Here is a 26,074-nt window from a genome sequence, read left to right as displayed (position 1 = left end):
GCGTGCGGTCGGGCCCCGTCTCCCTCCGAGTCAGTCAGAGGCCCGTTCCACGGGGAGCCACAGCTCCCCGGAGGCGAGGTCGCCCTCGTACTCCACGCTCAACAGTTCGGGCCCGTGCCGGAACCGGTAGGCGGGGTTGGAGGGGAACCACTCACCGAGCGCGTGGACCCACATGCGCTGGACCCCCTCGGGGAAACCGAGCCCCTCGAAGGGGAAGACGACCCAGGTGCCCTCGGGCACCTCCAGGACCGCGTCCCCCTCGGCCGTGGCGGATGAGGAGGTCGCGGCCGCCAGGAGGAAGTCGACGTCGCTCCCCTCCCGCCGGTCGGGATCGTGGGTGAGGGTCACCGACACGACACCGCGCGGCTCCTGGTCGGACAGTTCCGCCAACCGCTCGTACACCTGGTCCCCGAGCCCACGGACGAACGCGGCCATGGGCGCGTTGTCCCCCTCGCGGACCAGCGGGACCCGGGTTCGGGGCCCGACGAGGCGGAACGCGGCCTTGTCGACGACGCGGTAACGCATGATGGTGCTCCCTTCGATGGTGAGACGGAAGGTCAACCGCGACTGCGACGTGAGCGCCGCGCCGGTGCGCCGCGCCTCACCCGGGCTCATCCCGTGCATCGCCCGGAACGCCCGGCCGAAGGCCTCCGCGGACCCGTAGCCGTAGCGCACGGCGATGTCGAGCAGGGTGTCCCGGCCCTCGATCACCTCCGCCCCCGCCAGGGTGAGACGGCGCCGGCGCGCGTACTCCGACAGCGGCATCCCGGACAGGGCCGAGAACATCCGCCGGAAGTGGTGTTCGGAGGTGAGCGCGGTCCTCGCCATCGCGGCCGCGTCCACCGGTGCGCCCGGGTCCCTCTCGATCCGTTCGAGTGCCTCGTTCAGTCCGTCCAGCACGGTCGCCTCCCTCGTTCACCACCGACGTTAGGGACACCGGCCCGGCCCCGACCCGACCGTTGCCGATCGCGTCCGGTCGGGTGCGTCGGGGCGCCGTTCCGGGGAACGGCGCCCTTCTGCTCGGCGGAGAAGTTCCTGTCGCACCCCTCTGCCACCCTCTACGGTGACCGTGCCCGAGCCCCCCGCCCCCCGACTGGAAGGTCCCCCCGTGCCCGAGTCCGCCGCGCGTGCCAGCGCTCCGCCTCCCGACCAGCGCCGGAGCGAGCCCCTGGGCCCACGCTTCCACCGACTGCTGGGGGCGGTGGGGCTGGCCAACCTGGGAGACGGCATCGCCGTGGTCGCGCTGCCCTGGTACGCCGCCACGCTCACCGACGACCCCCTCCTGGTAGCGACGGTGGCCGCGGCCACCAGGCTGCCCTGGCTGCTGCTGGCCCTGGTTGCCGGGGTGGTGGGCGACCGGGTGGACCGGCGGCGCCTGATGGTGGGCGCCGGTGCGGCCAGGGCCGTGCTGCTGGCGCTGTTGACCGCCGTGGTGTTCCTGGGTGCCGGCTCCATCCCCCTGCTGGTCCTGGTCGCTCTGCTGGTGGGGGCGTGCGAGGTGTTCTTCGACAACACCACGCAGTCGCTGGTGCCCGCCGTGGTGCCGCGTGCCCGGCTGGAGCGGGCCAACGGGCTCCTCCAGGGTGTGGAACGCGTGTGCAACGCGTTCCTGGGCGCGCCGCTGGCCGGGCTCCTGCTGGGAGTCTCCACCGCGTGGGCCTTCGGTGCCCAGGCCGCGCTGGTCCTGCTGGCCGTCGTCTGCCTGGTGAGCCTGCGCGGGGACTTCCGCCCGTCCGGGGAACACCAGGGGGGCGAACGGGAACGGCCCTCCATCGGGGCCATGCTGCGCGAGGGTCTGGTGTGGTTGTGGCGCCATCCGGTGCTGCGACCGCTCGCGCTCGTCTCGGGGGCCTCCAACCTGGCGGGGGCGATGAGCGGCGCCGTGCTGGTGCTCTTCGCCCAGGACGTGCTCGGCGTGGGGGCTCAGGGCTACGGGCTACTGATGACCGTCACCGCCTTCGGAGCGGTCGCTGGGGCGATCGTCGTTCCCTCCTTCTCCGCGCGGGTCCATCCCAGCACCGCCATGGCGGTGGTCCTGGCGCTCCTGGGGGTGACCTCGGCGAGTATCGGTCTGCTCCAGACCGTCCCGGCGTTCGCGGTCTGCTACTTCCTCACCGGGTTCGCCATCTCCTGGTGGAACGTCACCCTGCTCTCCCTCATCCAGAGAGTGACGCCCGACCGGATGAGATCCCGGGTCTTCAGCGCCCATCGCACCGTCTCCTGGGGGCTGCTCTCGGTGGGACTGGGCCTGGGCGGCGCCCTCGCCTCCTCTCTGGAGGGGGTGTGGGGCCGGGAGTGGGGGCTGGCGGCCCCCTTCCTCACGGCGGGGGCCATCGGCCTGGCTCTGGCCGTGGTCAGTGCCCTGGTGATCACGCCGAGCCTGGTCGACCGCGCCCTGGCCGACGCCGCCGCACCGCCACAGGAGCGGGGCGAGACCGGGTCCGGATCTCGGCAAGAGTGACCCCCGGAAAGGGACGATCAGGAAAAACCTGGAAATCTTCGGGCAACATCCGTGTCTGGATCGACACGGCGCCCTTCCCACCCGCACCATGGCCGCACAGGATGACCCGCAGGCCGACCCTGAGAAGGAGGTGGGCGGGGCGGGGTACACGCGCCCCGCGGACTCTATGGACCTTGGTTTTCTGCGACCTCTGTACGAAAGCGACGGCCCGGTGGCCTCGGTGCACCTCGACACCAGTCGGGACACCACGGACGCCGACAAGAAGATCGAACTGCGCTGGCGGCACCTGCGCGAGGAGCTGGCCGCCCTCGGAACCGACCCGGCCACCCTTGACGTCCTGGAGGAGGCCGTGGGGGAGGGCAACTCACGCGCCTTCGGCGACCACGGACAGGCGCTCTACGCCTCCGAGGGCAGGCTCCTGGGAGCGCACACCCTCGCCGCTCCGCCCGCACAGGACCGGGCGACCTTCCTGCCCGTCCCGGACGCCCTCCCTCTGGCCATCGACCGGGGCCGTCGCCTCCCCTACGTCCTCGTGGCCCTGGACCGGGTCAACGCCAAGGTGTTCGCCTACCCCAGCCACCCCACGCGCGGCCCCGTCATGGAGGCCGCCAACGAGGGTGAGAACATGCAGAACCTCGATGGAGCCAGCCGTATCTTCCCCGGCCAACGGGGAGACGCGGGCGGACGCCGCGCCGACACCGGGTTTGCCCAGGACCTGTGGCGCGACAACACGGCCCAGGTGGCCGACCTGGTCCGCGAGGCCGTACGCCTGGTGGACGCGGCGGTGATCATCGCGGGCGGCGACGACGAGGCCATCGCCTACCTGCGCGAGAACCTCGGACCCCGCCAGCTCACCATCCCGATCAAGGTGGTCGCGGGCGGCCGCGGCGGCGCCGACGCCGAGGAACGCCTGCACGAGAACGCGGAGCGGTGCCTGCTCGAGCTCATCCACGAGGAGCAGGCCCGGGTGTACTCCGAGTACCAGCGCAAACTCGCCCACGACCAGGCGGTCAAGGGCACCACCTCGGTCCTGCCGATGCTCTCGGAGGCCAGGGTGGACACGCTCCTGATGGGCCCCGACCGCGAGAACGAGCCGTACCTGTGGGGTTCGCTCCACTCACCGATCCTGGTGGAGACCTCCCCGCGCGGTCTGGACGACCCGGACGCCGGGTTCCGGGCCCCCGCCAGCGCGCTCATGCTGCGCGCCGCGGTGATGTCGGACGCTCGGTTCACCGAGCTGCCGGTGCCCGAACGGGCCCTGGACGACGACAACAGCGCCGGGACCGACACCGGCACGGTGGATGCGGGCGCCACACTGCGCTTCCCCAAGCAGTAGCGACCGGCCAGGTGCCCCGTCCCCGCCGGTGCGGGGGCGGGGCACCGCCGCGCGACCCTCAGGAGTCCGCGAACACCCCCAGTTCGTTCCCGCTGGGGTCGGCGAAGTGGAACCGCCGACCGCCCGGGAACGCGTAGGGGCCCTGGAGCACACGGCCGCCCGCCCCCTCCACCGCGGCGATGGACCGGTCCAGGTCCTCCGAGTACAGGAGCACGAACGGGCCCCCGCCGCGCACCTCACCAGCCGGGTTGAGCCCGCCCACCTCCGAGGCGCCGTCGGGCGAGCGGATGCCCGCGTAACCGGGCCCGTAGTCGTTGAAGGTCCACCCGAAGGCCTCGGCGTAGAACCGCTTGGCCTCCTCCAGATCGGTGACCGGGAGTTCCACGTAGTCGATGACGTGGTGCCGCTGTTCGCTCATGGCAGGCATTGTCCCCGCCGGGTCCGACACTCGGGGACACCGCCTTCCCCGGCGGTTCCGGGCCGATCCGGCCCAACCCGCCCCCGACCGGACCTTCACAGGGCAGGATGGTGCGGGCGGGACGCGTCGCCACGCTCCCCCCACCGACCACGAGGCGAGGTTCCATGGCAGCACCGTTCCCGGTGACCGACCTCCTCGGCCCCTGGCACCGCGCCGCGCGCGCCCTCGGCGCCTCCCCCGACCACGGGACCGAGCACCGCTCCGGGGTGGGCGGACGCACCCTGAGCGGACCGGTCACCTACCGCGGGGTGCCCGCGTGGCTGCGGGTGGCGGGCGCGGCCCGCCGGGGCGGACGGCTGTGGGACGGCCCCCTCCTGGCCGAGGCCGTCCTCGACGAACGGGTCCCCAGGCCCGCCCTCCTCGCCGAGCACGCATGGGACGGCGGTACGACGGGAACGGTGTTCCAGGCCCACCTGTGGGAGCACCTCACCGGACACGAGGTCTCACCCACCCCCGACCTGTCCTCCCCGGCCCGGGTACCCGACGTGTGGTGGAAGGAGCTCAGGACGGCCCTCGACCGGCTACGGTCCGCGTCCGCCGAACGGACGCGGCCGCGCAGTCACACCCCGGGGTTCCTCGAACGCGTCCCCAGGTACCTCCCGGAGTTGGCGGGCACGGACCTCACCGTGCCCGCCTGGGAGACCTCCCACGGCGACCTCCACTGGGCCAACCTCACCACCGGGCCGCTCACCCTCCTCGACTGGGAGGGCTGGGGCCCGGCCCCGGTCGGCTACGACGCCGCGGTCCTGCACACCTACGCGCTGCCCGTACCGGAGTCGGCGGCGCGGGTGCGCGCGGAGTTCGCCGACGTCCTGGAGTGCCGGGCCGGACGGTTCGCCCAGCTGCTCATCGCCGCCGAGGTGATCCAGGCGGCCGAACGCGACGACCTCCACGCCCGGCTGCTCCCGCACGTCCGGCAACGGGTGGGCGAACTGCTCACCCGGTAACCGGGCGCACCGACCCTGCGGTCAACCCCACCCCTCCCCGACGGAACACCTCATGGCCTGGCCGGGCACCGGTTCCTAGCGTGGGAGTCGACATCACCGACCCCACGACGGGACCGCCATGATCACCCTGCGGGGACTCACCAAACGCTACGGGGACACCCTCGCCGTCGACGGCCTGGACCTCTCGGTCCGCCCCGGCCGCGTCACCGGGTTCCTGGGGCCCAACGGCGCGGGCAAGCCCATACGCGGTTTGAGACGCGATTGTTACGTTGTGCGGAAAGTGAGCGACCAGTGCCGCCATGCGTAGAGGCGGCTCCGACCCTTAGCCTGACAGTGTGAGTTAATCAGGAAGGGATGCAAGACCATGCCCCACGATCGTGACCATGTGGACCTGTCTACCTTCGGAAGGCGCGTGCAGCACTACCGAACGCGCAACGGTCAGACTCGTGCCGTACTCGGTGGTCTTGTCGGACGGTCCGCTGAATGGGTCAAGGCGATCGAAACGGGTCGTCTCAAGGTTCCCCGGTTGCCGTTGCTGCTTCGCCTTGCTGAAGTGCTGCGGATTGATGATCTGGCTGTGCTCACGGGTGAGGAACGGCTGTCAGCCACGACCTTCACCAGAGATACCCATGAGGCCCTGCCGAAAATTCGTGACGCGCTCACCACGTATCGGCTTACCCTCCCCGACCGTGAACCACCGACGGCCCAACGGCTCGAAGATCGCGTAAGGCAAGCGTGGCAACTCTGGCACGCTAACCCGGATCATCGAACCCAGGTCTCACGAGTTCTCCCCGGGCTACTTGCCGATCTTCAAACGACAGCGCGAGTAGTCGAGGGGAACGAGCGCCGCCGGATACTCGCGGCAATGGCGCAGACCTACCACCTTGCTCAACTCTATTTGAGCTTTCAACCAGCACAAGAGCTGGTGACGTTGACTGGCGACCGAGCGATGGCCGCTGCCCAGGACGCCGACGACCCACACGCCATAGCCGTCGCGTCCTGGTATATGAATCATGTTTTCCGTGACGCTGGTGAGAGGCACGAGGCCCGCGTAGATCTAGCGATGAACGCCGCAGACCTCCTACGCCCTGAAAACGGTACCGAAGACCTTGCTCGCTGGGGCCTTCTCCAACTCGCTGCCGCACTCTCCTTCGCGAAGGTTGGTCGCAGTGGCGACGCGTGGCGCTTTTGGGACCAGGCGGACAGGGCTGCGCGACGCCTTGGTGATCACTACGCACACCCTTTTCTGATTTTCGGCAGGAGCATGGTGGACGCATACGCGGTCACGATAAACGTTGATCTATTCAAGTCGGGGACGGCCGTCCGCACGGCCGGAATCATCGACTTGGCCGCGATTCCCTCTGCCACACGGCGAAGTTTCCACATCATCGAATCGGCGCGCGCACACAGTCTGCAAGGTGAGGAGGTGGCAGTAGTCCACCTGCTAGCCAAAGCATTCGAGGAGTCACCCGAGACCGCTCGATACAACCGCTTCACCCGGGCGACCGTCATGGACTTGAGCGTCTCGGGCGGCGGGATGATCCGTGAGGACGCACAGAGACTGGCTCGCAAGATCGGTGTTCCTGCGGCGTAGGGGGTACAAGCTGTACCCATCAACGAGGGGGTAGCTTCGCTACCCCCTCGCGCATGTCTGGCGACATAGCGTTAGCGAAACCGGACCCCGGCGAGCCGGTAGGACGACTCCCGGGGCATGGCCAACGCTGACTCAGGAGCGCTGACGCTTGCACCATACATCCCCACTCCTCTCGGAAAACCCGCGCCTTGCGCGTGTCCCCAAAGGAAAGCACCGCCGACACCCGGCACCCCCGATCTCATCCCGCTCGCGCCGACAGCACCACGGTCTGATCGCTCTGCTAGCGGTATCGGCTCCCGCGAATCCCCCCATGATCCCGGAGTCGCTGGCACCCGCACCCAGGCCAATTCTGATGGATGACCCGAGCGAGACTCGCAGCTATCGGTTGGTGCGCACGCCGTATCTGGCCTGGGAGCACAACGGCTCTGACCACCCGAACGAGTTCGCGGATCTCGCCGCGGTCGTGCGTCGTGCTCTGGCCCTGGGGATCGGACGGTGATCACGATGCCCTCTCACTACGTCGATTCCCGCGACGCTTTGGACCGGGTGCCTGTGAGCAGTGCCGCTACCGCCAACGTCTTCCCCTGTCGTTGGCGCTGCGTCGCCGTGAACGCACGTTCATCGTCGACCTGTGCCACACGGTCAACCCTCACTCAGACCGAGTTGTCCTGCTTGGTCGGGGTGAGTCAGTCAACCATTTCCGATTGGGTGACCGGAAAGAGAAGAGAGCGGTCGTTTCCTCTGCTCTCTGCGCTCGCGATCTTTGAGAACTTGGGTGCTTCCGATTAACCCTTTTTCTCCTTGGATAAGACGCTGGATGCCTGGGAGTACGTTCGGGCTTTGACCATCACCGCGCCAGAGACTGTGCAAGTGCGGGCGGGCGACAACTTGTCTCCTGCAAAGGAACCTCTTACCTTTGTGGCGCGGGGTGAACATGGTCTGGTGATTATTTCAAAGGAAGGCACTTCGTGGTTTTCTGACACTCACCGCAACACGAGTACGGCCCGGATTGCTTTGAAGGATTCAATCCACCTTTCACCCGAACCTGGCGGCGATGAAAGGTAAGGAAGTCGCTGTCGTGAGATTGTTTGCGAACTGAGTGGGACGCGCGGCCTGGATCGCTCTTCCTGAATAGCTTGCCAAGCTCCGCACGTCCAATGATGTGCGGCACTCCGGCCCTGCCCGGGGTCGGACTCACCCCACACGAAAGGAATGAACACATGCAGACAAATACGTTCTCTCACCCCGAGGAAATCGAGAACGTCGTTCTCGACCTGGGCGACGCCGCTGACCTGACCCTCGGCGAAGGCAAGTCGGAAAACGAGGACAAGCGAAAGATCTACAACTAGCCGCCTAGCCGCCTGACGGATCACTACAGAAGGGGTGCCCATTCCTTGGGGCACCCCTTTCACAGGATTAGGAGAACCGTGTTCGGAGGAATAACCACCCCGGTTCACCAAAGGACCCCATGCGGCTCACGACCTGTGGCGGGGGTTTCCTCTGCGTGGATGACTTCCGAAGAGGAACTGCCCATGGTCGTCGCCACGGCAACCGGATATCTTGTCGTCATGGGGTTGTGCAACGCCACCAGCGAAGAGGTGGCCAGGACAGTAAAATCAGCTGTTCCCGATGATGTGGCATGGCGTTGGTCCGGCGCTTACATCGTCGCCCACGTCGAAGGTGAACACGTCACCCTGTGGACCAACCTTGGCGCGCTCCCGGTTTACGTTCATCGTGAAAATGGGGTTCTGTATTGGTCTACCAGCGCCCGAGCTCTGGCCTCTCTGGGCAGTTCAATGGAACTGGACAGGAAGGCGGTTGAGGAATTCATCGGCGGATTCCCGATCACCCATTCCCTGTTCTCGGGAATCGAACGTCTTCCGGCAGGGCACCGCATCCGCCTCGGTGATGGCGTGGTGTCAGCCACCCAGGTATGGTCTCCCCGCCGCTCACCTGTCCCTGCGCCGCTGCGCCTTCGCCAGGCTCTACAAGAGGCCGTGACCACTCGCGTGGATCGGTTCTCCACCCCCACGTGCGACTTCTCCGGAGGTCTTGACTCCACGACCTTGGGCCTGTTGGCCGCGCGCCGACTGGCACCGCAGGCGCGCTCCATCACCGCGACAACCCTTCATCCTGTCCGAACCACGACCGGCGGAGACATGGACTATGTCGGCGACGCCATCCGCACCCCCGGCCTCACACATGCGTGGATCGGCCGCGACCACACGCACGCCCCCTACGGTGACCTGCGCCTTGTGCCCACGGATGAACCACCCGTGAGCACGGTGTCCTTACCGAGCTTCCGCGATCACATGCACTGGCTCTCTGCCCACGGTTCCACCGTCCATATGACGGGGGACGGAGGTGATGCCTTGCTCTTGACCCCTGCGGTGTACTTCCGGGAGATGATCGGCAAACACCCCTTCCGGACCACGGGGGCGGCCTCACGTTTCGCCCAGGCGCGGCGCATGTCCCTCCGGCAGGCGTTCGCTCACGGCCACACCTCTTCACCCGCCCGCACCGGGTTGGACCTGCCGAGCCGAACCCACCACACGATGTTGGCAACGCTCATCGACAGCGCCCGCTCCGCACGTGCGGACGTGGAACTGGCCGCCACCTGTGGGGTGCGACTGGACAACCCGTTCTTCGACGCACGGGTGATCGACGCCTACCTGTCGATGGACGTGCGCGAGATGCCCGAACCCGCCCGGTACAAGCCCGTCCTGAAAGAGGCGATGGCCGATCTACTGCCCCCGGCGTTACTGCGCAGGACCACCAAAGCGACCACCAGCGCCGACCACTTCGAGGGGTTGCGTCGCGCGCTGCCACAGGTGAGCGCGCTCGTTGACGGACACCTCGCCACGGTCGGGCTGATCGACGCGCAGGCCGTTCAAAGTCGGCTCGGTGCGCTCGCGGTGGGAGCGGGTGACCTGGGGCCCATTGAGCGCATCGTGGCCTTTGAGGCCTGGTGGAATGCACTCCGCCCGATTCCGTGGAAGGAGTCGGCTCATGCCCACACGTGAGCGCGCGTGCTTGCTGGATCTGGGGTGGTTGCTGGTCGTGGATTACGACAACGGGCGGACCCGACTCCTGCCCCCGCAAGCCGCCGAGGAGTGGCAACGCACCTGTATCTTTCCTCCGGTTCCGCGTGTGGCCTGGACACCGTCGTGGAGCACCCATGAAGTGCCGTTGGCATGGGAACCCTCACCGCGGGCCGGTGGACTCGCCCAGCTCACCGCGGTCTTGGGGGTGGTGATGATGTCGATCATCTCCTGTGTCGGGGCGCGAAGGAAGCGGATGCGCCGGATGCTCGCCGTGGTGCGCTGGTCCTGCGCACGGGCCCGATGCCCAGCATCGACCACCGTGGCCGTGGAGACCCTGAACGCGGTGCGAGGCTTGGGTTTTGTGCCCGGTCGCATGGCCTGCCTGGAATCATCGGTGGCCACCGTCATCGCCCTGGCTTTACGGGGGCGGTCGGTGGCCTGGCACCACGGGGTGCGCTGCGACCCGATCGGTCTGCACTCCTGGATCTCGGTCAACGACACCCCGGTAGGCGAACCCGTGAGCACCCTGCGGTGCACCAAGCTCTTGACCATCACTTCCCACACGATGGAGGAACACCTATGAACGAGGACCACCCGTGGATCTGGCTGCGCGGCGACGTCGCGGGGCTCGGGCCGATCCGCGAGGACCTGGTGGAAACCTACTGGCGGTTGGACCAGCAGATCAGCACGATCGTCGGCTACAACCGGCAGAGCCCGCAACCCTTGCGCACGACCCGGGCCATCCTCATCGACGGTGGCAGCAGTGATGAGCCCCGTTTCACCATCTACGATCTCACCGAAGCCGAGCCCGTTCCGGTGGGAGTGGCCAAGCTCGCCATGGACACCGCTCGGGGCAATGCCGAGTACATCGTGTCGATGGACCCTGACCACCATGGACGAGGTATCGGAACCGAGGCGACCCGCCTGGTGTTGGACTGGGCTTTTCACGTGGCGAACATGGCCTGTGTGTGGCTCACGGTGCTCGAACCCAACGCCGGAGCGATCCGAGCGTATGAGAAGGCGGGTTTCACCAGGCAGGGCATCCGCCGCGACTCCAACATGTGGTTGGGCCAGCGGGTCAACGAGGTGCACATGGACGCCGTACCAGCCGACTTCCCGGGGCCGTCCGTGGTCAAGCAGAAGTTCCACTGACCGTCCTGACCTCGAAATATTGACCTGCGGAAGGGCCTCGCTCGATCGAGACGGGCGGAGTCCTCGCACGCTCCGCCGGGAACATCTCCGTGTCCGGTTCGGGCCCCTCTACCCTGACCGGGAGGTGAGGTTCCCCTTTCGCACACAGGTTCTCGGGCTACCACCGGTCCTGGAAGGCGAACGGGACGGTATTAGCATCGTCACCTCACGTGAGGGATCGGTGGTGCTCCGGTACAGAGACGCCTGAGCGAGGACGGACGGGGTGATGGTGGTCGTGGACGGCGGGACGGCACCGGTGACGCGCCGCGCGGTGGAGCACGCGGTCGGCCGCGGACGCGAGTTCGTGGGGCTGGTGTGGGGCGTCGGGGTCAGCGCGCTCACCCTGGTGTGGGTGGCGGCCTCGGCCCTGGTCCTGCTGGGCGCGCTGGTCTCTCCTCGGTTCCGGCCGCGCGCACGGGGCAGGATCGAGGACTGGGCGTCACGGTTGTGCGAACGGGACCTGTCCCGGCTCTCCCACTGGATGGGCGCCACCATCACCCCCGAGGCGGGCGTCCCCAGCCGCGCGGTCCACCTGCTGCTGCGCCTGCCCGTGCACCTGTGCTCCCTCTACGTGCTGCTGTCGGTCGCCTCGCTGGTCCCGATCCTGGTCGGCGGGGCGCTGATCCAGGCGGCCACCGGCACCGCCACGCACGTGAGCGCGGACTGGCCCGGTGTGGGGGTGGGCGTGTCCAGCGTCCCGCTGGGCCTGATGGCCGCCCTGGTGGTGCTGGTGGTGACCTGGTGGCTGGTCCGGCTGCTGGCCGGGGTCGAACGGTGGCTGGCCCGCAGCATACTCGGCCCCACCGAGGAGGACCTGATGCGTCGGCGCATCCAGGAACTCACGCGCACCCGGTCCGGAATCGTGCGGGCGGTGGACCAGGAACGGCGCCGGATCGAGCGCGACCTGCACGACGGTGTCCAGCAGCGGGTGGTCGCCCTGGCCATGCTGCTGGGTCGGGCCCAGCGCGGCCGCGACCCCGAGCGCGCCGCCGAACTCGTGCGCCAGGCCCACACCGAGTCACGGGTACTCCTGGACGAACTGCGCGAGGTCGCCTGGCGGATCTACCCGACCGCACTCGACACCCTGGGGCTGGAGGCGGCCCTGACCGAGGCCGCCGAACGCGGACCGCTCCCGGTGGTGGTCCGCGCCGACCTGCCCCGCCCCCTGCCTCAGGAACTCGCCACCGCCGTCTACTTCGTGGCCCGCGAGGCCATGACCAACGCCGCCAAGCACTCGGGGGCCGACAGCGTGGTCGTCGACCTCGGTGTGTACGACTCCCGCGTGTGGCTGACCGTCTCCGACGACGGCCGGGGCGGCGCCGACCCGGGAGGCGACGGCCTGACCGGGCTGGCCCGGCGGGTCCGGGCACTCGACGGCACCCTGGAGGTGCGCAGCCCGCGCGGCGGACCCACCACGGTGCACGCGGTCCTGCCCCTCGCCCGATAATCGACTCTTCGACGCCCACGGAACGGAGCCCGCATGCGCCTGGTGATCGCCGACGACTCGGTCCTGCTCAGGGAGGGTCTGATCCGTCTGCTGGAGGAGGAGGGGCACGAGGTGTGCGCCGCGGTGGGAGACGGCCCGACCCTGCTGGAGGCGGTCGCCGAGCACCGGCCCGACCTCGCCGTGGTGGACGTGCGGATGCCGCCCACCCACACCGACGAGGGGCTGCGCGCGGCGTTGCGCATCCGCGCCGAGCGGCCCGGCGTGGCGGTCCTGGTGCTGTCGCAGTACGTGGAACAGCGCTACGCCGCCGAACTGCTCACCGGAGCCCCCGAACGCGTCGGATACCTGCTCAAGGACCGGGTGGCACAGGTCGGCGAGTTCCTGGACGCCCTGGACCGGGTGGCGGCCGGAGGCGCCGCCTTCGACCCCGAAGTGGTGCGCCAGCTGCTGGCCCGGACCACGCGCACCGACCCGCTGGCCCGGCTGACCCCGAGGGAGCGCGAGGTCCTGGAGAACATGGCGGAGGGGCTGAGCAACACCGCGATCGCCGCGCGGCTGTACGTGTCGCTGAGCGCGGTGGAGAAGCACATCAACGCGCTCTTCGACAAGCTGGAGCTGGCGCACGCCCCCGAGTACAGCCGCAGGGTGCTGGCGGTCCTGCGCTTCCTCGGCTCCTGAGGACGCGGCACCGGTCCGGACCGGGCCCCGTCCCCCTCTTGTTGGCGCGGCGGCCCCGACCTAGGGTCGGTGTTCCCACCCTCACCCACGGTGAGGTACAACCCGACACGGAAGGTCTGCCCCGTGCCCACCCCCCGCACCCGGCCGCGCCCGCTCCGGTCCCTGGCCGCCCTGGGAGCCCTGGCCCTGGCGGCCCCGGCGGCGCCCGCGCACGCCGGGACCGCACCCGTGCCCTCCGAGGTCCGCGTCGCCGACGCGCCCGCCCTGGAACGGGCCCTGGCCGAGGCCCGCCCCGGCCAGACCATCACGTTGGACAGCGGCGAGTACGCCGGTTCCTTCGTCGCCACCACTCCCGGGACCTCCGAGGCGCCCATCACCCTGACCGGCCCCTCCGACGCCGTCCTGGTCAACGACGAACCGGTCTACGGCAGCGGCTGCCCCGCACCCGACACCCACAGCAGCGGCTACGGGCTCTGGATCTACGGGGCCGACCACTGGAACGTGCGCGGACTCACCGTCGCCGACTCCAAGAAGGGGATCGTGGTCGACCGCTCCGACCACGTCCACCTGAGCGACCTCCAGGTGCGCGGCACCGACGACGAGGGCGTGCACTTTCGCAGCTCCAGCTCGGACGGGTCGGTGCGCGACTCCCGCATCACCGACACCGGCCGCGTCCAACCCGGGTTCGGCGAGGGCGTCTACCTGGGCTCCGCCACCAGCAACTGGGGCTGCTACGGCGTGGACGACGGCGTCGACCGCAGCGACCGGGTCGAGGTCACCGGCAACCACATCGGCCCCGACGTCCGGGGCGAGCACCTCGACGTCAAGGAGGGCACCCGCGACGGCCTGGTCTCCGGCAACACCTTCGACGGACGCGGCATCTCCGGCCAGAACTTCGCCGACAGCTGGGTGGACGTCAAGGGCAACGGCTACCTGTTCGAGCACAACACCGGCACCTTCGAGCGGCCCGGCGTGTTCGCGCACGGCTACACCAGCACCCAGCAGGTCGACGGCGCGGGCTGCGGCAACGTCTTCCGCGACAACCACTCCGACCTCGGCGGGGTGGGCGGCTTCGCGATCGCGCTGTGGAGCCAGTCCGACTGCGCGGACGAACCCAACGTGGTGCACGCCAGCAACACGGTCACCAACGCCACCCGGGGCCTGACCAACATCGCCGTCACCCCCTGAAGCGCGGAGGCGCCCCCGCCCCGAACGGGGTGGGGGCGCCTCGCGAACACGCGGCGACCGGACGGATCGGCGACCCGCCGGATCAGCCCTGCTCGGCCACCTGCTTCTCCGCGCCGACCAGGCGCACGCACACGGCCAGACCCTCGATGGCCTCCTCCAGCGCGTCCAGCTCCGGGAAGGAGGGCGCGATCCGGATGGTGCGGTCCCGCGGGTCCTCGCCGTAGGGGTGGGTGGCCCCGGCGGGGGTGAGCGCGATCCCGGCCTCGGCGGCCCGGCGCACCACCTCGCGGGCGCACCCGTCCAGGACGTCCAGGCGCACGAAGTAGCCGCCCTTGGGGGTGGACCAGGTCGCCAGACCGGTACCGCCCAGGTGCTTGGTGAGGACGCTCTCCACCATCTCGAACTTGGGCTCCAACAGCTCGCGGTGGCGGCGCATGTGCGCGCGCACGCCCTCGGCGTCGCCCAGGAACATCGCGTGGCGCAGCTGGTTGACCTTGTCCGGGCCGATGGAGCGCTTCCCGGCCAGGCCCAGGTACCACCGCACGTTCGCGGGGGAGGACCCGAGGAACGCCACACCCGCACCGGCGAAGGTGACCTTGGAGGTGGAGCCGAAGACGAACGCGCGGTCGGGGTTCCCGCTCTCGGCGCACGCGCCCAGCAGGTCGGCGATCTCCACCTCCTCGTCGGTCAGGTGGTGCACCGCGTAGGCGTTGTCCCAGAAGATCCGGAAGTCCGGGGCGGCGGTGGTCATGGCGGCCAGGCGGCGCACGACCTCGTCGGAGTAGGAGACACCGTCCGGGTTGCTGTACTTGGGCACGCACCAGATGCCCTTGACGCCGGGGTCGGAGGCCACCAGGCGCTCGACCTCGTCCATGTCGGGGCCCTGGTCGGTCATTGGCACCGGGATCATCTCGATACCGAAGCGCTCACACAGCGCGAAGTGCCGGTCGTAGCCGGGGACCGGGCACAGGAACGCGACCCGCTCGGCGTCCGCCCAACGGCCGGTCCCGCCCGGAACCGTGCCCAGGAAGGCGTTGGCCAGGCAGTCGTGCATGAGCTCCAGGCTGGCGTTGCCCGCGGCGATCAGCTGGTCGACCGGGACCTGGAGGAGGTCGGCGAAGATCTCCCGCAGCTCCAGGAGACCCTGCGGCGCACCCGCGTAGTTGCGGCAGTCGGTGCCGTCCGCGGCGGTGTAGGCACCACGGGGCAGTTCGAGCAGGTCGGCCGACAGGTCCAACTGACGGGGGGACGGCTTGCCCCGGGTCAGGTTCAGGGAGAGTCCACGCTCGACCAGGGCTGCGTGGTCGCGCCGGGCCGACTCCAGGAGTTCGGCGGGCGGGGTGGGGCTGCTTGCGGTGGTCACGGGATGTTCCTTCCGATGGGACGCCCCCGGTGTGCCGCACGTCGTGGAACGGGGCGCACGGGGCTTCGCCCTGGAATTGTCCCAGATCGCGGCCGCGCCGTTCCGCCCAGGTCGACACCCCGGGCACCGGCGGACCCCGCGCGCCGTCCTTCCTAGACGGAGGTCACACCGAGGCGGCCCAGGAGCTCGGGTTCGGTGATGATGTCGATGCGCTGGCCCTTGGCGGCGTAGGCCTCGGCCTGCCGGTGCTTGGAGGTCTTGCCACCGTGGTCGCTGTCGGCCACCACCAGCACGTCGGTCTTCTTGGTCACGTTCTTGGCGGGTCGGCCCCCGGCCTCGGCGATGCGCTTCCACACCTCGGGTTTGTCCATGGCGCGCAGGTCGCCGGAGACGCAGACCGTACGTCCGTAGAGCGGACCGGCCGGGTCGGCGTCGGCGGAGGGTTCGGGGAGCGGGGCCTGGGCGGCGCGCTGCCAGCGGCCGAACCGGTCCTCACGGCCGAACCGCTCCTCGCTCACGGGAGCGGGCACGGCGGGTGCGAGCGGCGTCGCCGCGACCGCCTCCAGACGGCCCAGGCGCAGGCCGCTGACCCGCCTGAGTTCGGGCAGGGTGTCGGTGCCGTGGCGGCGCATCGCCGCGATCATGATGTGCGCGGCGGCCTCGGCGTCGGCGTCGGCCCGGTGGTGCCGGGTGACGGTGTGGCCCACGTGCGCGGACACCGTCGGCAACCGGTGGTCGGGCAGGTCCCAGGTGCGCCGCGACAACGCCAGCGTGCAAGCGTAGTCGAAGGCGGGCAACGCCAGACCGGTGTGTGCGCAGGCCTGGCGCAACGCCCCCATGTCGAAGGGCGCGTTGTGTGCCACCAGCGCCCCGCCCCGCGCGAACTCGACCAGCTGGTCGCGTACCCGGTCCCAGGTGGGGGCGTGGGCGACGTCGGCGGCGGTGATGCCGTGCACGGCGGTGTTGTGGCGGGAGAAGAACGCCACCGGGTCCGGCGGGCGGATCAGGGTGGTGAACCGGTCGACCACCCGCCTCCCGCTCACCCGGACCAGACCCACGGCGCACACGCTGCCGCGGTCCTGGTTGGCGGTCTCGAAGTCGATCGCGGTCCAGGTGTGGGACACCCCCCGCCACCTCCTTAGGGTGTGTTTTTTGGGTGCTTTCGCCTTCTGGCGGCGGAGCCGCCAGCTCCGCGAGCGGCCGTCCAGGCCATCTCTCGCAAGACGATGAGCGAGAGGCAGCCCGGGGTTGGCTGGCCGAGCTTCATCGGCGCGGTGAGAGGCAGCCTGGTGGTCGCGAGCGCGGAATGATCCACAAAACAGGCCCTAGTCCGTGCTGCGCGACGGATCGAGCGTACCGGGGCCGCCGGACCGCTGGAGTCAGAACGGGTCGAAGGAGTCGATCGCCTGGTCCCGTAGCTGCGCGTCCCCGGCCCAGACGTCCTCTCCGGAGGACCAGGCCAGGGTGTAGTACTCGCCACCGGAGACGTTGATGTTGCGGGCCAGCAGGTGCCAGGCGCCCTCTCCTCGGTCCCAGGTGAACTCCCAGTCGGCGGCCGAGGCGAAGGGGGTGCGGTCGGTCACGTCCTCCACCCTGACGCGCTGGTATCCGGGCAGCCGCGCCTCCTCCAGGGAGATGGTCTCCTGCTCCAGTACGTGCTCGTACTCGTCGTCGACCGAGTGGGGGGTGCGGTCGACCTGGAGGTAGGCGCTGGTGGTGGTGGAGCTGTAGAAGACGCTGGCGCCGTCCACGCGGCGCACCCAGCCGTCGGGGACCAGCAGTGCGAAGCCCTCGGCGTCCCGGGTCCACGTCATGCCCTCGGCGGTGGGCCCCTCCTGCGGCTCCGCTTGGTCCGGGTCCTCCTGCGCGGCGGGGGGACCGGCCTCCCCGGTCGGCGCCCAGGGTGCCCCGTCCGCTCCTCCCCAGCGGTCGACGGCCACCAGTGAGGCGGCCACCAGCAGCGCGGCCAGCCCGAGGACGAGCACCACCACGGGCCACGACGGGCGCCGGTGCCGCCGGGACCCGGTGGCGACCTCGCCGCTCCCGGTCGGCGGCACGGGGGAGGAGGCGGCCTCGGGCAGGGGGTGCGCGGGCCCGACCACGCGGGTCCGGTCCTGCGGACGGCCGGTCGAGTCCAGGTCGCCGGACTCCGGGCCCGCCCCCGGCGCGGCCGGGGGGAGGTGGGCCAGGGTCACCGCGCTGGTCCCGCTCTCGCCCCGGGCGGCGGCGCTGAGCAGGGCCCGACAGCCGGGGGCGTCCAGGCGGTGGGCGGGGTCCTTGACCAGCAGGCCCCGGACCGCCTCGCCCAGCGGTCCGGGCAGTGACTCGGGCGGCTCCGAGCACAGCACCGCGTTCAGGGTCGCGTGCACGCCCTCGCGCAGGAACGGGGAGACCCCCGTCGTCGCGTGGTAGAGGGTGGCGCCCAGGGACCACAGGTCGCTGGCGGGGGTGGCGGGCAGGGAGTCCAGGCGTTCGGGCGCCACGTAGGCGGCCGACCCCATGACCGCCGAGTTCTGGGTGACGGCGGCGGTGTCCACGATGGTGGCGATCCCGAAGTCGGTGAGCACCACCCGCCCGGCCGCGGTGATCATGACGTTCTCGGGTTTGACGTCGCGGTGGGTGATGCCCTGCCCGTGGGCGGTCTCCAGCGCGTCGAGCAGGCCCAGCCCCCAGGCGGCGGCACGCTGGGCGGGGACGGGTCCCCGCTCGCGCATCAGGCGCAGCAGGGAGTCTCCGTCCAGGAGCTCCATGACGATCCACGGGCGCCCGTCGTTCTCGACGATGTCGTAGACGGTCACGATGTTGGGGTGCTGGCCCATCGCGGTGGCCTGGGCCTCGCGTCGGGCGCGGGCGGCCACCAGGGCCCGCTCCTCCTCGTCCATGCCCGGCCCCAGCAGGATCTCCTTGACCGCCACCGCCCGGTTGAGTCCGGTGTCGTGGGCCCGCCAGACCCGGCCCATGCCTCCCCGTCCGACCTCGGAGTGCAGCTCGTAGCGCTCGCGCAGCGTGCGGTGGGGAAGGACCACCAGGTACTCCTGTGGGACGGGGGCCGTACGGTCGGGCGACGTGGCCGCAGCGGGGGCGCGGGCGGATCGGGAGATCCCACGTCAGGGCGCCCATTGTAGGAAGGTTCGGACCTTGGGGGCGCACTCCGGCCGCCGGGTCAGTCCCCGCCTTCGGTAAGGAAGTCCCTGACCAGGCGGTTCACCCGTCCGGGGGACTGGCGGTTGACCCAGTGCCCCTGTCCGGCCAGGAGTTCGAGACGGGCCCCGGCAACGGCCTGGGCCGCGGCGACGGTGATGGCGGGTTTGACGCCCCGGTCCTTGTCACCCTGGATGAACAGCACCGGGCAGCCGATCTCGCCCAGGCGCGGGCGCAGGTCGACGTTCATCCGCCAGGGTCCGATGGAGGCGTTCTGCCAGTCCGAGGAGCCCGCGCCGTTGGCGTCCATTTCGGCCATGACCTCGTCGACGACCTGTTCCTGGTCGGGGGCGGGCCCCGCGAACAGCCCCGTGCGGACGAAGGACTCCACCCTCTTCCTGTCACCGACCATCATCCCGGGCAGGGTGGTGTTGAGCAGGCGGCTGCGGGAGACGAGCCACAGGAGCTGGTGGTAGACGGGCGGGAAGGACAGGACGCCCGCCGGAGCGATGGCCACCAGGCGTTCCACGCGGTCGGGGTGGTCGATGGCGGTGGCCAGTGTCATCGCCCCACCCTGCGACATCCCGACGACGGCGGCCCGTTCGGCGCCGACGTGGTCCAGGGCGGCGAGTACGCAGTCCTGGAGGACGGCGTGGCCGGCGAGGCCCTCCCAGGGTGTGCTCCGGCCCTGCTTGGGCCAGTCCGGTGCGATCACGCGGTGGTCCCGGGCCAGGTCGGGGATGAGGTGGCGCCAGCTCATGGTGGCGCTGTCCACTCCCGCGCCGCTCAGCAGCAGTACCGGCGGGGCGTGCTCGGGACCCTCGACGATGACGCTCAGCCGCCCTCCGGGCAGGTCCACGTGCTCGCGGTGGAAGTCGGGGGCGCTCATGCTCGATCCTCATCCTCGTTTCGGTCCCGCCAGCGCTGGAGCATGGCGGGGAGTTCGTGCTCCAGGAACCCGTAGAGCTCGTGGACGTTGGCCAGGCGTTCGCGGCGCTCGGGCGAGGCGTCCTCCAGGGCCCGCAGGCCGCGTTCGGTGACCTGTCGGAAGCTGGTGGCCAGGGCGTAGCGGCGCTCCAGCATGCGGCTCCAGCCGTCGGCGGCGATGCGGAAGTACTCCTGGCGTTCGCCGCGTCGGCGCACCCCCTCGACGAGGCCGCTGGGGGTGAGCATGCGGGTGGCGGTGCTGATGGAGCTGCGGCTGACCTGGAGCACCTCGGCCAGGCGCGCGGCGCTCTGTTCGGGGGGGTCGCTGATCAGCAGCCAGCCGATGACCCGGCCGGAGATCAGGGGGAGCCCCTCGCGTTCGAAGAACACGGCGACGTCGTCGACGAAGGCGAGTTGGTCCTCGGTGGGTTCGCTCATGCCACCAGACTACCGTCATTGCAGTCATGACTGCAATGACGGCAACGACTGCAACGAACGGGAGGGGCGGATTGCGGACCGACCCGAACGAGCGACCGGACCGACTCTCCCGTGCGCAGTTTGCCCTGCTTGTGGTAAAAGTTAGGCGTGCCGAACATGAGAGATGGGTTCTCTTCAAACCCCTGGTCGACAGTGATACCCGGGGCCGCACTGGCCCTCGCCCTCAGCGCCTGCACCACCACCTCCGGAAGCGAACGCGACGACGACCGCCCCCTGGTCCTCACCACCTTCACCGTCATCGCCGACATGGCCGAGAACGTCGCCGCCGACCGCGTCGAGGTCGCCTCCCTCACCCGGCCCGGCGCGGAGATCCACGGCTACGAACCCACACCCGACGACCTCGTCCGCGGTCAGGACGCCGACCTCATCCTCGAGAACGGCCTGGGCCTGGAAGCCTGGTTCCAGCAGTTCACCGAGCGTGTGGACGCCCCCACGGCCGTCCTCAGCGAGGGCATCGACACCATCCCCGTCTCCTCCGGCGGCTATGCGGGCGCACCCAACCCGCACGCCTGGATGTCCCCCGACAACGCCCTGGTCTACGTCGACAACATCCGCGACGCCCTCACCGCCCTGGACCCCGAGGGGGAACGGGAGTTCGCCGAGGCCGCCGAGGCCTACAAGGAGGAGATCTCCGAGGTCGGCGCCTACCTGGAGAGCGAACTCGCCGACGTGCCCGAGGCCTCCCGGGCCCTGGTCACCTGCGAGGGCGCCTTCTCCTACCTGGCCCGCGACGCCGGGCTCACCGAGCGCTACCTGTGGCCCGTCAACGCCGAACGCGAGGGCACCCCGCAGCAGATCGCCGCCGTCTCCGCGTTCGTGCGCGACAACGACGTGCCCACCGTGTTCTGTGAGAGCACCGTCAACGACAGCGCCCAGCGCTCCGTGATCCGCGAGACCGGGGCCGCCATGGGGGAGACCCTCTACGTCGACTCGCTCTCCGAGCCCGGCGGCCCCGTACCCACCTACCTCGACCTGCTCCGCCACGACGCGGAGGCCATCGTCACCGGTCTGGCCGACGCATGAGGAAGGAGACCGACATGAGGCAGGGATCGCGGTGACCGCCGCCATCGAGGTCGCCGGGGCCACCGTCCGCTACGGCGACGTCCTCGCCCTGGACGACGTGCACCTGTCCGTGGAACCCGGCCGGGTGTGCGGGTTGCTCGGCATGAACGGCTCCGGGAAGTCCACCCTGTTCAAGACCGTCCTCGGGCTGGTCCCCGTCGACCGGGGCCGGGTCCGCCTCCTGGGCATGGGCCACACCGCCGCCCGGCGCAAGGGCCTGGTCGGGTACGTTCCCCAGTCCGAACAGGTGGACTGGGCGTTCCCGGTACGCGTGCGCGACGTGGTCATGATGGGCCGCTACGGGCACATGGGCCGCAGACGCCGCCCTCGCCCCGCCGACCGCCAGGCCGTGGAGCACGCCCTGGCCCGCACCGACCTCACCCAGCTGGCCGACCGCCAGATCGGCGCGCTCTCCGGCGGCCAGCGCAAGCGCGCCTTCGTCGCCCGCGCCATCGCCCAGGACGCCGACGTACTGCTGCTGGACGAACCCTTCGCGGGCGTGGACAAGCGCTCCGAGGCCACCATCACCGACCTGCTCCTGCAACTGCGCCAGGCCGGGCACACCCTGCTGGTGTCCACGCACGACCTGGCCCAGGTGCCGGTGCTGTGCGACGAGGCCGTCCTGCTGCAACGGCGCGTGATCGCGCACGGACCGCCCGAGAAGGTCCTCGAACCGGACGTGCTCCTGGAGGCGTTCGGCATCCACCCCAGTGAGGAGCGACGCCCGTGGACGCCCTGACCGCGCTCGTGGAGTGGTTCACGGTGCCGATGCAGTTCGAGTTCGTACAGAGGGCCCTGCTGGTCAGCGCGGTCGCGGGCGTGGTCTGCGCGGTGCTCTCCTGCTGGATGACCCTGGTGGGGTGGTCGCTGATGGGGGACGCGGTCTCACACGCGGTACTGCCCGGTGTGGTGCTCTCCTACATGTTCGGGCTGCCCTTCGCGCTCGGCGCCCTGGTGTTCGGGGGCGGCTCGGTGGCGCTGATCGGGGTGGTCAACCGCACCTCCCGGGTCAAGGAGGACGCGGTGATCGGGGTGGTCTTCACCGCCATGTTCGCCCTGGGCCTGGTGATGGTCTCGCGGGTGCCCAGCCAGACCGACCTCAGCCACATCCTGTTCGGCAACGTGCTGGGGGTCTCCGACTCCGACATCCTCCAGGTGCTGGTCCTGGCCGCCGTGGTGCTGGCGGTGGTCTGGTACAAGCACCGTGACCTGACCATGTACGCCTTCGACCCGGTCCACGCCCACGCGATCGGCGTCAACCCCCGGCTCCTGGAGACCCTGCTGCTCGGGTTGCTCTCGGTGACGGTGGTGGTGGCGTTGCAGGCGGTGGGGATCATCCTGGTCGTGGCCATGGTGATCATCCCCGGCGCCACCGCGTACCTGCTGACCGACCGGTTCGAGCGGATGCTGCTGATCTCGGCGGGGATCGCCCTGGTCGCGGCCGTGGTCGGGGTGTTCACCAGCTTCCACATGAACGTGTCCACCGGTGGCTGCATCGTGCTGGCCCAGGCGGCCGCGTTCACGCTGGCCTACCTCTTCTCGCCGCGGCAGGGACTGCTGTGGCGGGGGCGCGCCGTCCGCGCGCTCAGGACCCGGGGGAGGGGGACCCGTGTCCTCGACTGAGGGCTTGAACATTTCGTTCAAAACAATGTGTTGACAACGATGGCCTGTAAACACATAGTTGAGGCATGGAGAACACGGCGCAGGACCCCTTCACCCGACCCGACCCCGAACAGGCCCGGCGCGGGAGGGCCCACGAGGCCCTCTTCCGCATCACCGAACGGCACGCCACCGGCCAGGACCGCGACCGCTGGACGAACATGCGCATGCCGATGTCCCCGCACGCCGCGATCCAGCGCGTCAACGACCTCGCCGCGGGCAGCGCCCTGCCCGACGAGGGCGCTCCCTCCGTGGACCAGGACGACCTGACCGCCGCGCTGACCCTGGTGCCGTGGGCCCGCGCCGAGTTCGACCAGCTGGAGTCGGGTCTGCTCACCATGGGCAAGGGGCACGGTATGACCTGGCAGGAACTGGCCTTCGGCCTGGGCCTGGGCACCGCCCAGGCCGCCCGCCAGCGCCACGAACGCCTCACCCGCCGCACCGAGGAGGAGTAACGGCCCCCGAGGCGCGGGACGTCCCGATCCGACAGGCGGGTCCGCCCAGGCGAGTGACGGCGGTGAGACGCCGCCGACCGGCTCACGGTTGCGTGCCCCGGCCCCCTCACCCGTCCCGCGACGGGGCCCCGCCCACCGTGGGGGAGGGGATCACAGGAGCATGGCGAGCTGGCGCGCCTGGGCGACCAGGGTGCCCTGGCTGTCCCAGATCTCCATGTCCTCCTCGTGCAGGCCGTGGGAGACGTGCTTGGTGAAGACCCGGCAGGCCAGCCAGCCGGGGGCGGGCCGGGCCCGCACGTGGGTGGTGAGCTCCACGGTGATCGTGCCGAATTCACCGATCTCCAGCACGGCCGGGACGGCGAAGTCGACCATCGCGGGCAGTGAGCCGGCGTCGGCGTCGCGGCCGTCGGCGAAGCGCATCCAGAAGTCGGTTCGGGGGCGTCCGTCCTTCTTGCCGTCCAGCCATCCGGGACGCTCGGGGTAGCGGTAGTCGACGCGCTGGGCGATGGTGACGCCCTCGGTCGCGCCCGCGAACTCCGGCGGTGCGTAACAGTCCTCGGGGGCGGGTAGCTCCGGCGGCCCCTCCAGGTGCAGTTCGCGCCCCTCGGCGGCCAGGTTACCGTAGGTGGCGGTGGCGCGCAGGATCTCCTTGCCGCCCTGTTCCAGGACGACCGCGCCGGTGGCGGTGCGGCGCCCCTCACGGACGGTCTCGGTGCGCAGCAGGGCCTGGCCGGGTGCGGCCGGGCGCAGGTAGAAGGCGGAGACGACGAGGGGGTCGGTCTGGCTGAGGGTCTGTCCCAGGGCGTTGAGGGCCGTTCCCAGGACGTAACCGCCGTTGGGGTGCGAGGTGAAGGTGGTCCAGCCGTCGGTGAGGGTGGCGGTGAACTCGCCGTCGGCGCGCTTGTCGACCCGGGTGTCGCGGTCGAACTCGTAACCCTCGGCGGGGTGGTCAAGGCTCATACGACAATGTTACCGACCAGTAGAAGCCGTGGCCACACTCAACCGAACTCCATTCGGTTCGGTGTCCGGGCAGCCCCGCCCCCACGACCCCACGCCACCGGCAACGGTACCCGCACCGAGTGGGACGGCGTCCGTTGGTGTCCGAGGCGCCGCGCACGAGAACGCCCGCCGACGAGGTTACGGACCGGCCTCGACAATCGGACACCGCCACCCCGGCTTCCGGCCCCCACGGCACCGCACGGGGTGGAACCGCAGGGGCCCGACCCTGGCACAATGGGGCGCCCCTCCCGCCCCCTCACCCCTCCTGGCTACCACCTTGCACGAGTTCCGTCATGCCTACGACACCCACCTGCGCGGCCACCTCCCCTCACCTCCCCAGGCCGGGGCGGTGCACCTACGGGACCGGTTCCTGGACGGCGGACGTCTCACCCGCACCCACTACGGCACCCACGGCGTCGTCGACCACGGGCCCCTGCCGCCCGGAACCGACCTGCCCGCCCTCGTCGCCCGCCAGCGCGCACGGTTCGCGGCGCACCGCGAACCCGCCCACTGGCCGGTGCACGACCACGACCCGACCGGCCTGGCCCCCGCGCTGGAGGCCGCCGGGTTCCGCCCCGGGGCCGAACGCTCCGTCCTGGTCGCCGAACTCGCCGACCTGCCCAGCCCGCCACCCCCGGGGGACGAGGTACTGCGCGAGAACGACCGGGTCTCCGCCCAGGCCGTGCGCCGACTGGCCGCCAACACCGGCCCGCACCGGCGCCCCCTGACCGAACACGAGGCGGACGGCACCGCCTTCGAGAACCGCACCCTCACCCTCGTACGCGGGACCCGGGTGACCGCCGCCAGTTGGGCCACCCTGCGCACCGGGACCCCCTTCGTCGTCCTGGAGGGCATGACCTCACCGCGCCCGGAGTTCCTGGGGGAGTGGGCCCGGCACGCCACCTCGGGCCGCGTCCTGCCCCTGTGGTGGGTGTGGACCCAGGCCGAGGCCCGCCTCATGGCCGCCGAAATCGACCCCGCCGCCCAACCCGACCTGCACGCACTGCTGCTCGACTCGGGCCTGCGGCGGATCGCGACCGTGCGCACCCACACCTGGACCCCACCCGGAACACCCTCGCGAACCCGACCCGTCACCGAGCTCCACGACGACCCCGAACACGACGACGTGTGGGACCGGTTCACCGAACGCTTCTTCTTCACCCCCAGCACCACCGTCTTCCCCGGCATCGTCGAACCCACCCCCTCGACGACCTGGCCCGTCCGCGCCGTCACGGGCGACCCCGCACGCATCAGCGAACTCAACCGGGTGGTACGGCGCGCGCTCACCGCGGGGGTCCCGCCGGGCGAACACCTGTACTCCCTGGACTGGCAGCACATCGGACGCCGGTACGACCCCCGCCGGGTCGGCGGCGACGAACGGCCCCGCCACCCCGCCTGCGCCTTCCCCGACGGCGACTACTCGCTCAACCTCTCCCACGACCTGCGCCTGGGCACCTTCGGCCACCCCTGGGAACACGGCCAGGGCACGCTGTGCGTGTTCGGCCGCGAGCTGCTCGACGTGGTGGCGGCGGACCTGGACCGGCTGCTGGGAGCTCCCCTGCGCCGGGACGGACGCCCCGCGCGCTGACCCCGCAGGAGTGCTCCC

At 70.5% G+C, this 26,074-nt stretch carries 25 protein-coding genes and 1 pseudogene; 18 read left to right on the top strand and 8 right to left on the bottom strand.

What is annotated here, in order from left to right; all coding sequences use genetic code 11:
* Positions 1 to 30: 30 nt before the first annotated feature.
* Positions 31 to 900, bottom strand: a complete 870-nt coding sequence (locus tag ACFYL4_RS21440; protein ID WP_387520302.1) for a helix-turn-helix domain-containing protein — start codon at positions 898 to 900, stop codon at positions 31 to 33.
* Between the two features lie 208 nt (positions 901 to 1,108).
* Between ACFYL4_RS21440 and ACFYL4_RS21435 the strand changes: the two genes are divergently transcribed.
* On the top strand, positions 1,109 to 2,461 hold the full coding sequence (locus ACFYL4_RS21435) for an MFS transporter (RefSeq protein WP_357761928.1): 1,353 nt from the start codon (positions 1,109 to 1,111) through the stop codon (positions 2,459 to 2,461).
* Between the two features lie 166 nt (positions 2,462 to 2,627).
* The gene (locus ACFYL4_RS21430) at positions 2,628 to 3,797 is read left to right on the top strand and encodes a hypothetical protein (protein WP_357762207.1); all 1,170 of its coding nucleotides are present in this window, start codon (positions 2,628 to 2,630) and stop codon (positions 3,795 to 3,797) included.
* A gap of 58 nt (positions 3,798 to 3,855) precedes the next feature.
* Here ACFYL4_RS21430 and ACFYL4_RS21425 read toward each other — a convergent pair whose 3' ends face one another.
* A complete protein-coding gene (locus tag ACFYL4_RS21425) occupies positions 3,856 to 4,215 on the bottom strand; it encodes a VOC family protein (RefSeq protein WP_357761925.1) in 360 nt (119 codons plus the stop codon).
* A 164-nt stretch (positions 4,216 to 4,379) separates the two neighbouring features.
* Between ACFYL4_RS21425 and ACFYL4_RS21420 the strand changes: the two genes are divergently transcribed.
* The 11 genes and pseudogenes from ACFYL4_RS21420 (at position 4,380) to ACFYL4_RS21370 (ending at position 14,364) form a co-directional block, all read left to right on the top strand.
* Positions 4,380 to 5,222: a phosphotransferase gene (locus ACFYL4_RS21420; RefSeq protein WP_387520299.1), complete on the top strand. Its 843-nt coding sequence runs from the start codon at positions 4,380 to 4,382 to the stop codon at positions 5,220 to 5,222.
* A gap of 118 nt (positions 5,223 to 5,340) precedes the next feature.
* Positions 5,341 to 5,460, top strand: a pseudogene (locus ACFYL4_RS21415) (ABC transporter ATP-binding protein); the annotation flags it as partial.
* A gap of 174 nt (positions 5,461 to 5,634) precedes the next feature.
* Positions 5,635 to 6,816, top strand: coding sequence for a helix-turn-helix domain-containing protein (locus ACFYL4_RS21410; protein WP_387520297.1), 1,182 nt, complete (start codon positions 5,635 to 5,637; stop codon positions 6,814 to 6,816).
* Positions 6,817 to 7,320: 504 nt separating this feature from the next.
* Positions 7,321 to 7,605, top strand: coding sequence for a helix-turn-helix domain-containing protein (locus ACFYL4_RS21405; protein ID WP_387520357.1), 285 nt, complete (start codon positions 7,321 to 7,323; stop codon positions 7,603 to 7,605).
* A gap of 431 nt (positions 7,606 to 8,036) precedes the next feature.
* On the top strand, positions 8,037 to 8,165 hold the full coding sequence (locus ACFYL4_RS21400) for an albusnodin family lasso peptide (protein WP_387520295.1): 129 nt from the start codon (positions 8,037 to 8,039) through the stop codon (positions 8,163 to 8,165).
* 78 nt (positions 8,166 to 8,243) lie between these two features.
* Positions 8,244 to 9,839 carry an albusnodin/ikarugamycin family macrolactam cyclase gene (locus ACFYL4_RS21395; RefSeq protein WP_387520293.1) on the top strand — a complete coding sequence of 532 codons (1,596 nt, stop codon included), beginning with the start codon at positions 8,244 to 8,246 and terminating at the stop codon, positions 9,837 to 9,839.
* A complete protein-coding gene (locus ACFYL4_RS21390) occupies positions 9,826 to 10,443 on the top strand; it encodes a lasso peptide biosynthesis B2 protein (protein ID WP_387520290.1) in 618 nt (205 codons plus the stop codon). The genes ACFYL4_RS21395 and ACFYL4_RS21390 overlap by 14 nt, the downstream gene beginning before the upstream one ends.
* Positions 10,440 to 11,012: a GNAT family N-acetyltransferase gene (locus ACFYL4_RS21385; RefSeq protein WP_387520288.1), complete on the top strand. Its 573-nt coding sequence runs from the start codon at positions 10,440 to 10,442 to the stop codon at positions 11,010 to 11,012. The genes ACFYL4_RS21390 and ACFYL4_RS21385 overlap by 4 nt, the downstream gene beginning before the upstream one ends.
* 265 nt (positions 11,013 to 11,277) lie before the next feature.
* Positions 11,278 to 12,498, top strand: coding sequence for a sensor histidine kinase (locus ACFYL4_RS21380; RefSeq protein WP_387520286.1), 1,221 nt, complete (start codon positions 11,278 to 11,280; stop codon positions 12,496 to 12,498).
* 33 nt (positions 12,499 to 12,531) lie between these two features.
* Positions 12,532 to 13,176, top strand: coding sequence for a response regulator (locus ACFYL4_RS21375; protein ID WP_387520284.1), 645 nt, complete (start codon positions 12,532 to 12,534; stop codon positions 13,174 to 13,176).
* 123 nt (positions 13,177 to 13,299) lie between these two features.
* Positions 13,300 to 14,364 carry a NosD domain-containing protein gene (locus ACFYL4_RS21370; protein WP_387520282.1) on the top strand — a complete coding sequence of 355 codons (1,065 nt, stop codon included), beginning with the start codon at positions 13,300 to 13,302 and terminating at the stop codon, positions 14,362 to 14,364.
* Between the two features lie 82 nt (positions 14,365 to 14,446).
* On the opposite strand, the gene ACFYL4_RS21365 is transcribed toward ACFYL4_RS21370, so the two are convergent.
* From ACFYL4_RS21365 to ACFYL4_RS21345, 5 genes are all read right to left on the bottom strand, one after another.
* On the bottom strand, positions 14,447 to 15,727 hold the full coding sequence (locus ACFYL4_RS21365; protein ID WP_387520280.1) for an aminotransferase class I/II-fold pyridoxal phosphate-dependent enzyme: 1,281 nt from the start codon (positions 15,725 to 15,727) through the stop codon (positions 14,447 to 14,449).
* Between the two features lie 152 nt (positions 15,728 to 15,879).
* Positions 15,880 to 16,851, bottom strand: a complete 972-nt coding sequence (locus tag ACFYL4_RS21360) for an exonuclease domain-containing protein (RefSeq protein ID WP_387520278.1) — start codon at positions 16,849 to 16,851, stop codon at positions 15,880 to 15,882.
* Positions 16,852 to 17,106: 255 nt separating this feature from the next.
* Entirely contained in the window at positions 17,107 to 18,753 is a 1,647-nt protein-coding gene (locus tag ACFYL4_RS21355; protein ID WP_387520275.1) for a protein kinase, read from the bottom strand.
* Positions 18,754 to 18,890: 137 nt separating this feature from the next.
* Positions 18,891 to 19,757, bottom strand: coding sequence for an alpha/beta fold hydrolase (locus tag ACFYL4_RS21350; protein WP_387520273.1), 867 nt, complete (start codon positions 19,755 to 19,757; stop codon positions 18,891 to 18,893).
* Entirely contained in the window at positions 19,754 to 20,233 is a 480-nt protein-coding gene (locus ACFYL4_RS21345; RefSeq protein WP_387520271.1) for a GbsR/MarR family transcriptional regulator, read from the bottom strand. Before ACFYL4_RS21345 ends, ACFYL4_RS21350 begins: the two co-directional genes overlap by 4 nt.
* A gap of 147 nt (positions 20,234 to 20,380) precedes the next feature.
* Here ACFYL4_RS21345 and ACFYL4_RS21340 point away from each other — a divergent pair, with 147 nt between their 5' ends.
* From ACFYL4_RS21340 to ACFYL4_RS21325, 4 genes are all read left to right on the top strand, one after another.
* On the top strand, positions 20,381 to 21,316 hold the full coding sequence (locus ACFYL4_RS21340) for a metal ABC transporter substrate-binding protein (protein ID WP_387520269.1): 936 nt from the start codon (positions 20,381 to 20,383) through the stop codon (positions 21,314 to 21,316).
* Between the two features lie 31 nt (positions 21,317 to 21,347).
* Complete coding sequence (locus tag ACFYL4_RS21335; protein WP_357761892.1) at positions 21,348 to 22,094, top strand: metal ABC transporter ATP-binding protein; 747 nt, start codon at positions 21,348 to 21,350, stop codon at positions 22,092 to 22,094.
* A complete protein-coding gene (locus tag ACFYL4_RS21330) occupies positions 22,082 to 22,978 on the top strand; it encodes a metal ABC transporter permease (protein ID WP_387520266.1) in 897 nt (298 codons plus the stop codon). Before ACFYL4_RS21335 ends, ACFYL4_RS21330 begins: the two co-directional genes overlap by 13 nt.
* 65 nt (positions 22,979 to 23,043) lie before the next feature.
* Entirely contained in the window at positions 23,044 to 23,469 is a 426-nt protein-coding gene (locus ACFYL4_RS21325) for a DNA-binding protein (RefSeq protein ID WP_387520263.1), read from the top strand.
* 150 nt (positions 23,470 to 23,619) lie between these two features.
* Here ACFYL4_RS21325 and ACFYL4_RS21320 read toward each other — a convergent pair whose 3' ends face one another.
* Complete coding sequence (locus ACFYL4_RS21320; RefSeq protein WP_387520261.1) at positions 23,620 to 24,429, bottom strand: thioesterase family protein; 810 nt, start codon at positions 24,427 to 24,429, stop codon at positions 23,620 to 23,622.
* A gap of 316 nt (positions 24,430 to 24,745) precedes the next feature.
* On the opposite strand from ACFYL4_RS21320, the gene ACFYL4_RS21315 reads away from it, so the two are divergent.
* Positions 24,746 to 26,056: a DUF2716 domain-containing protein gene (locus tag ACFYL4_RS21315; RefSeq protein WP_387520259.1), complete on the top strand. Its 1,311-nt coding sequence runs from the start codon at positions 24,746 to 24,748 to the stop codon at positions 26,054 to 26,056.
* The last annotated feature ends 18 nt before the right edge of the window (positions 26,057 to 26,074 follow it).

The sequence above is a fragment of the Nocardiopsis sp. NPDC006938 genome (assembly GCF_042869555.1).
Lineage (GTDB): Bacteria > Actinomycetota > Actinomycetes > Streptosporangiales > Streptosporangiaceae > Nocardiopsis.
This window is presented reverse-complemented; position numbering and strand designations above follow the sequence as displayed.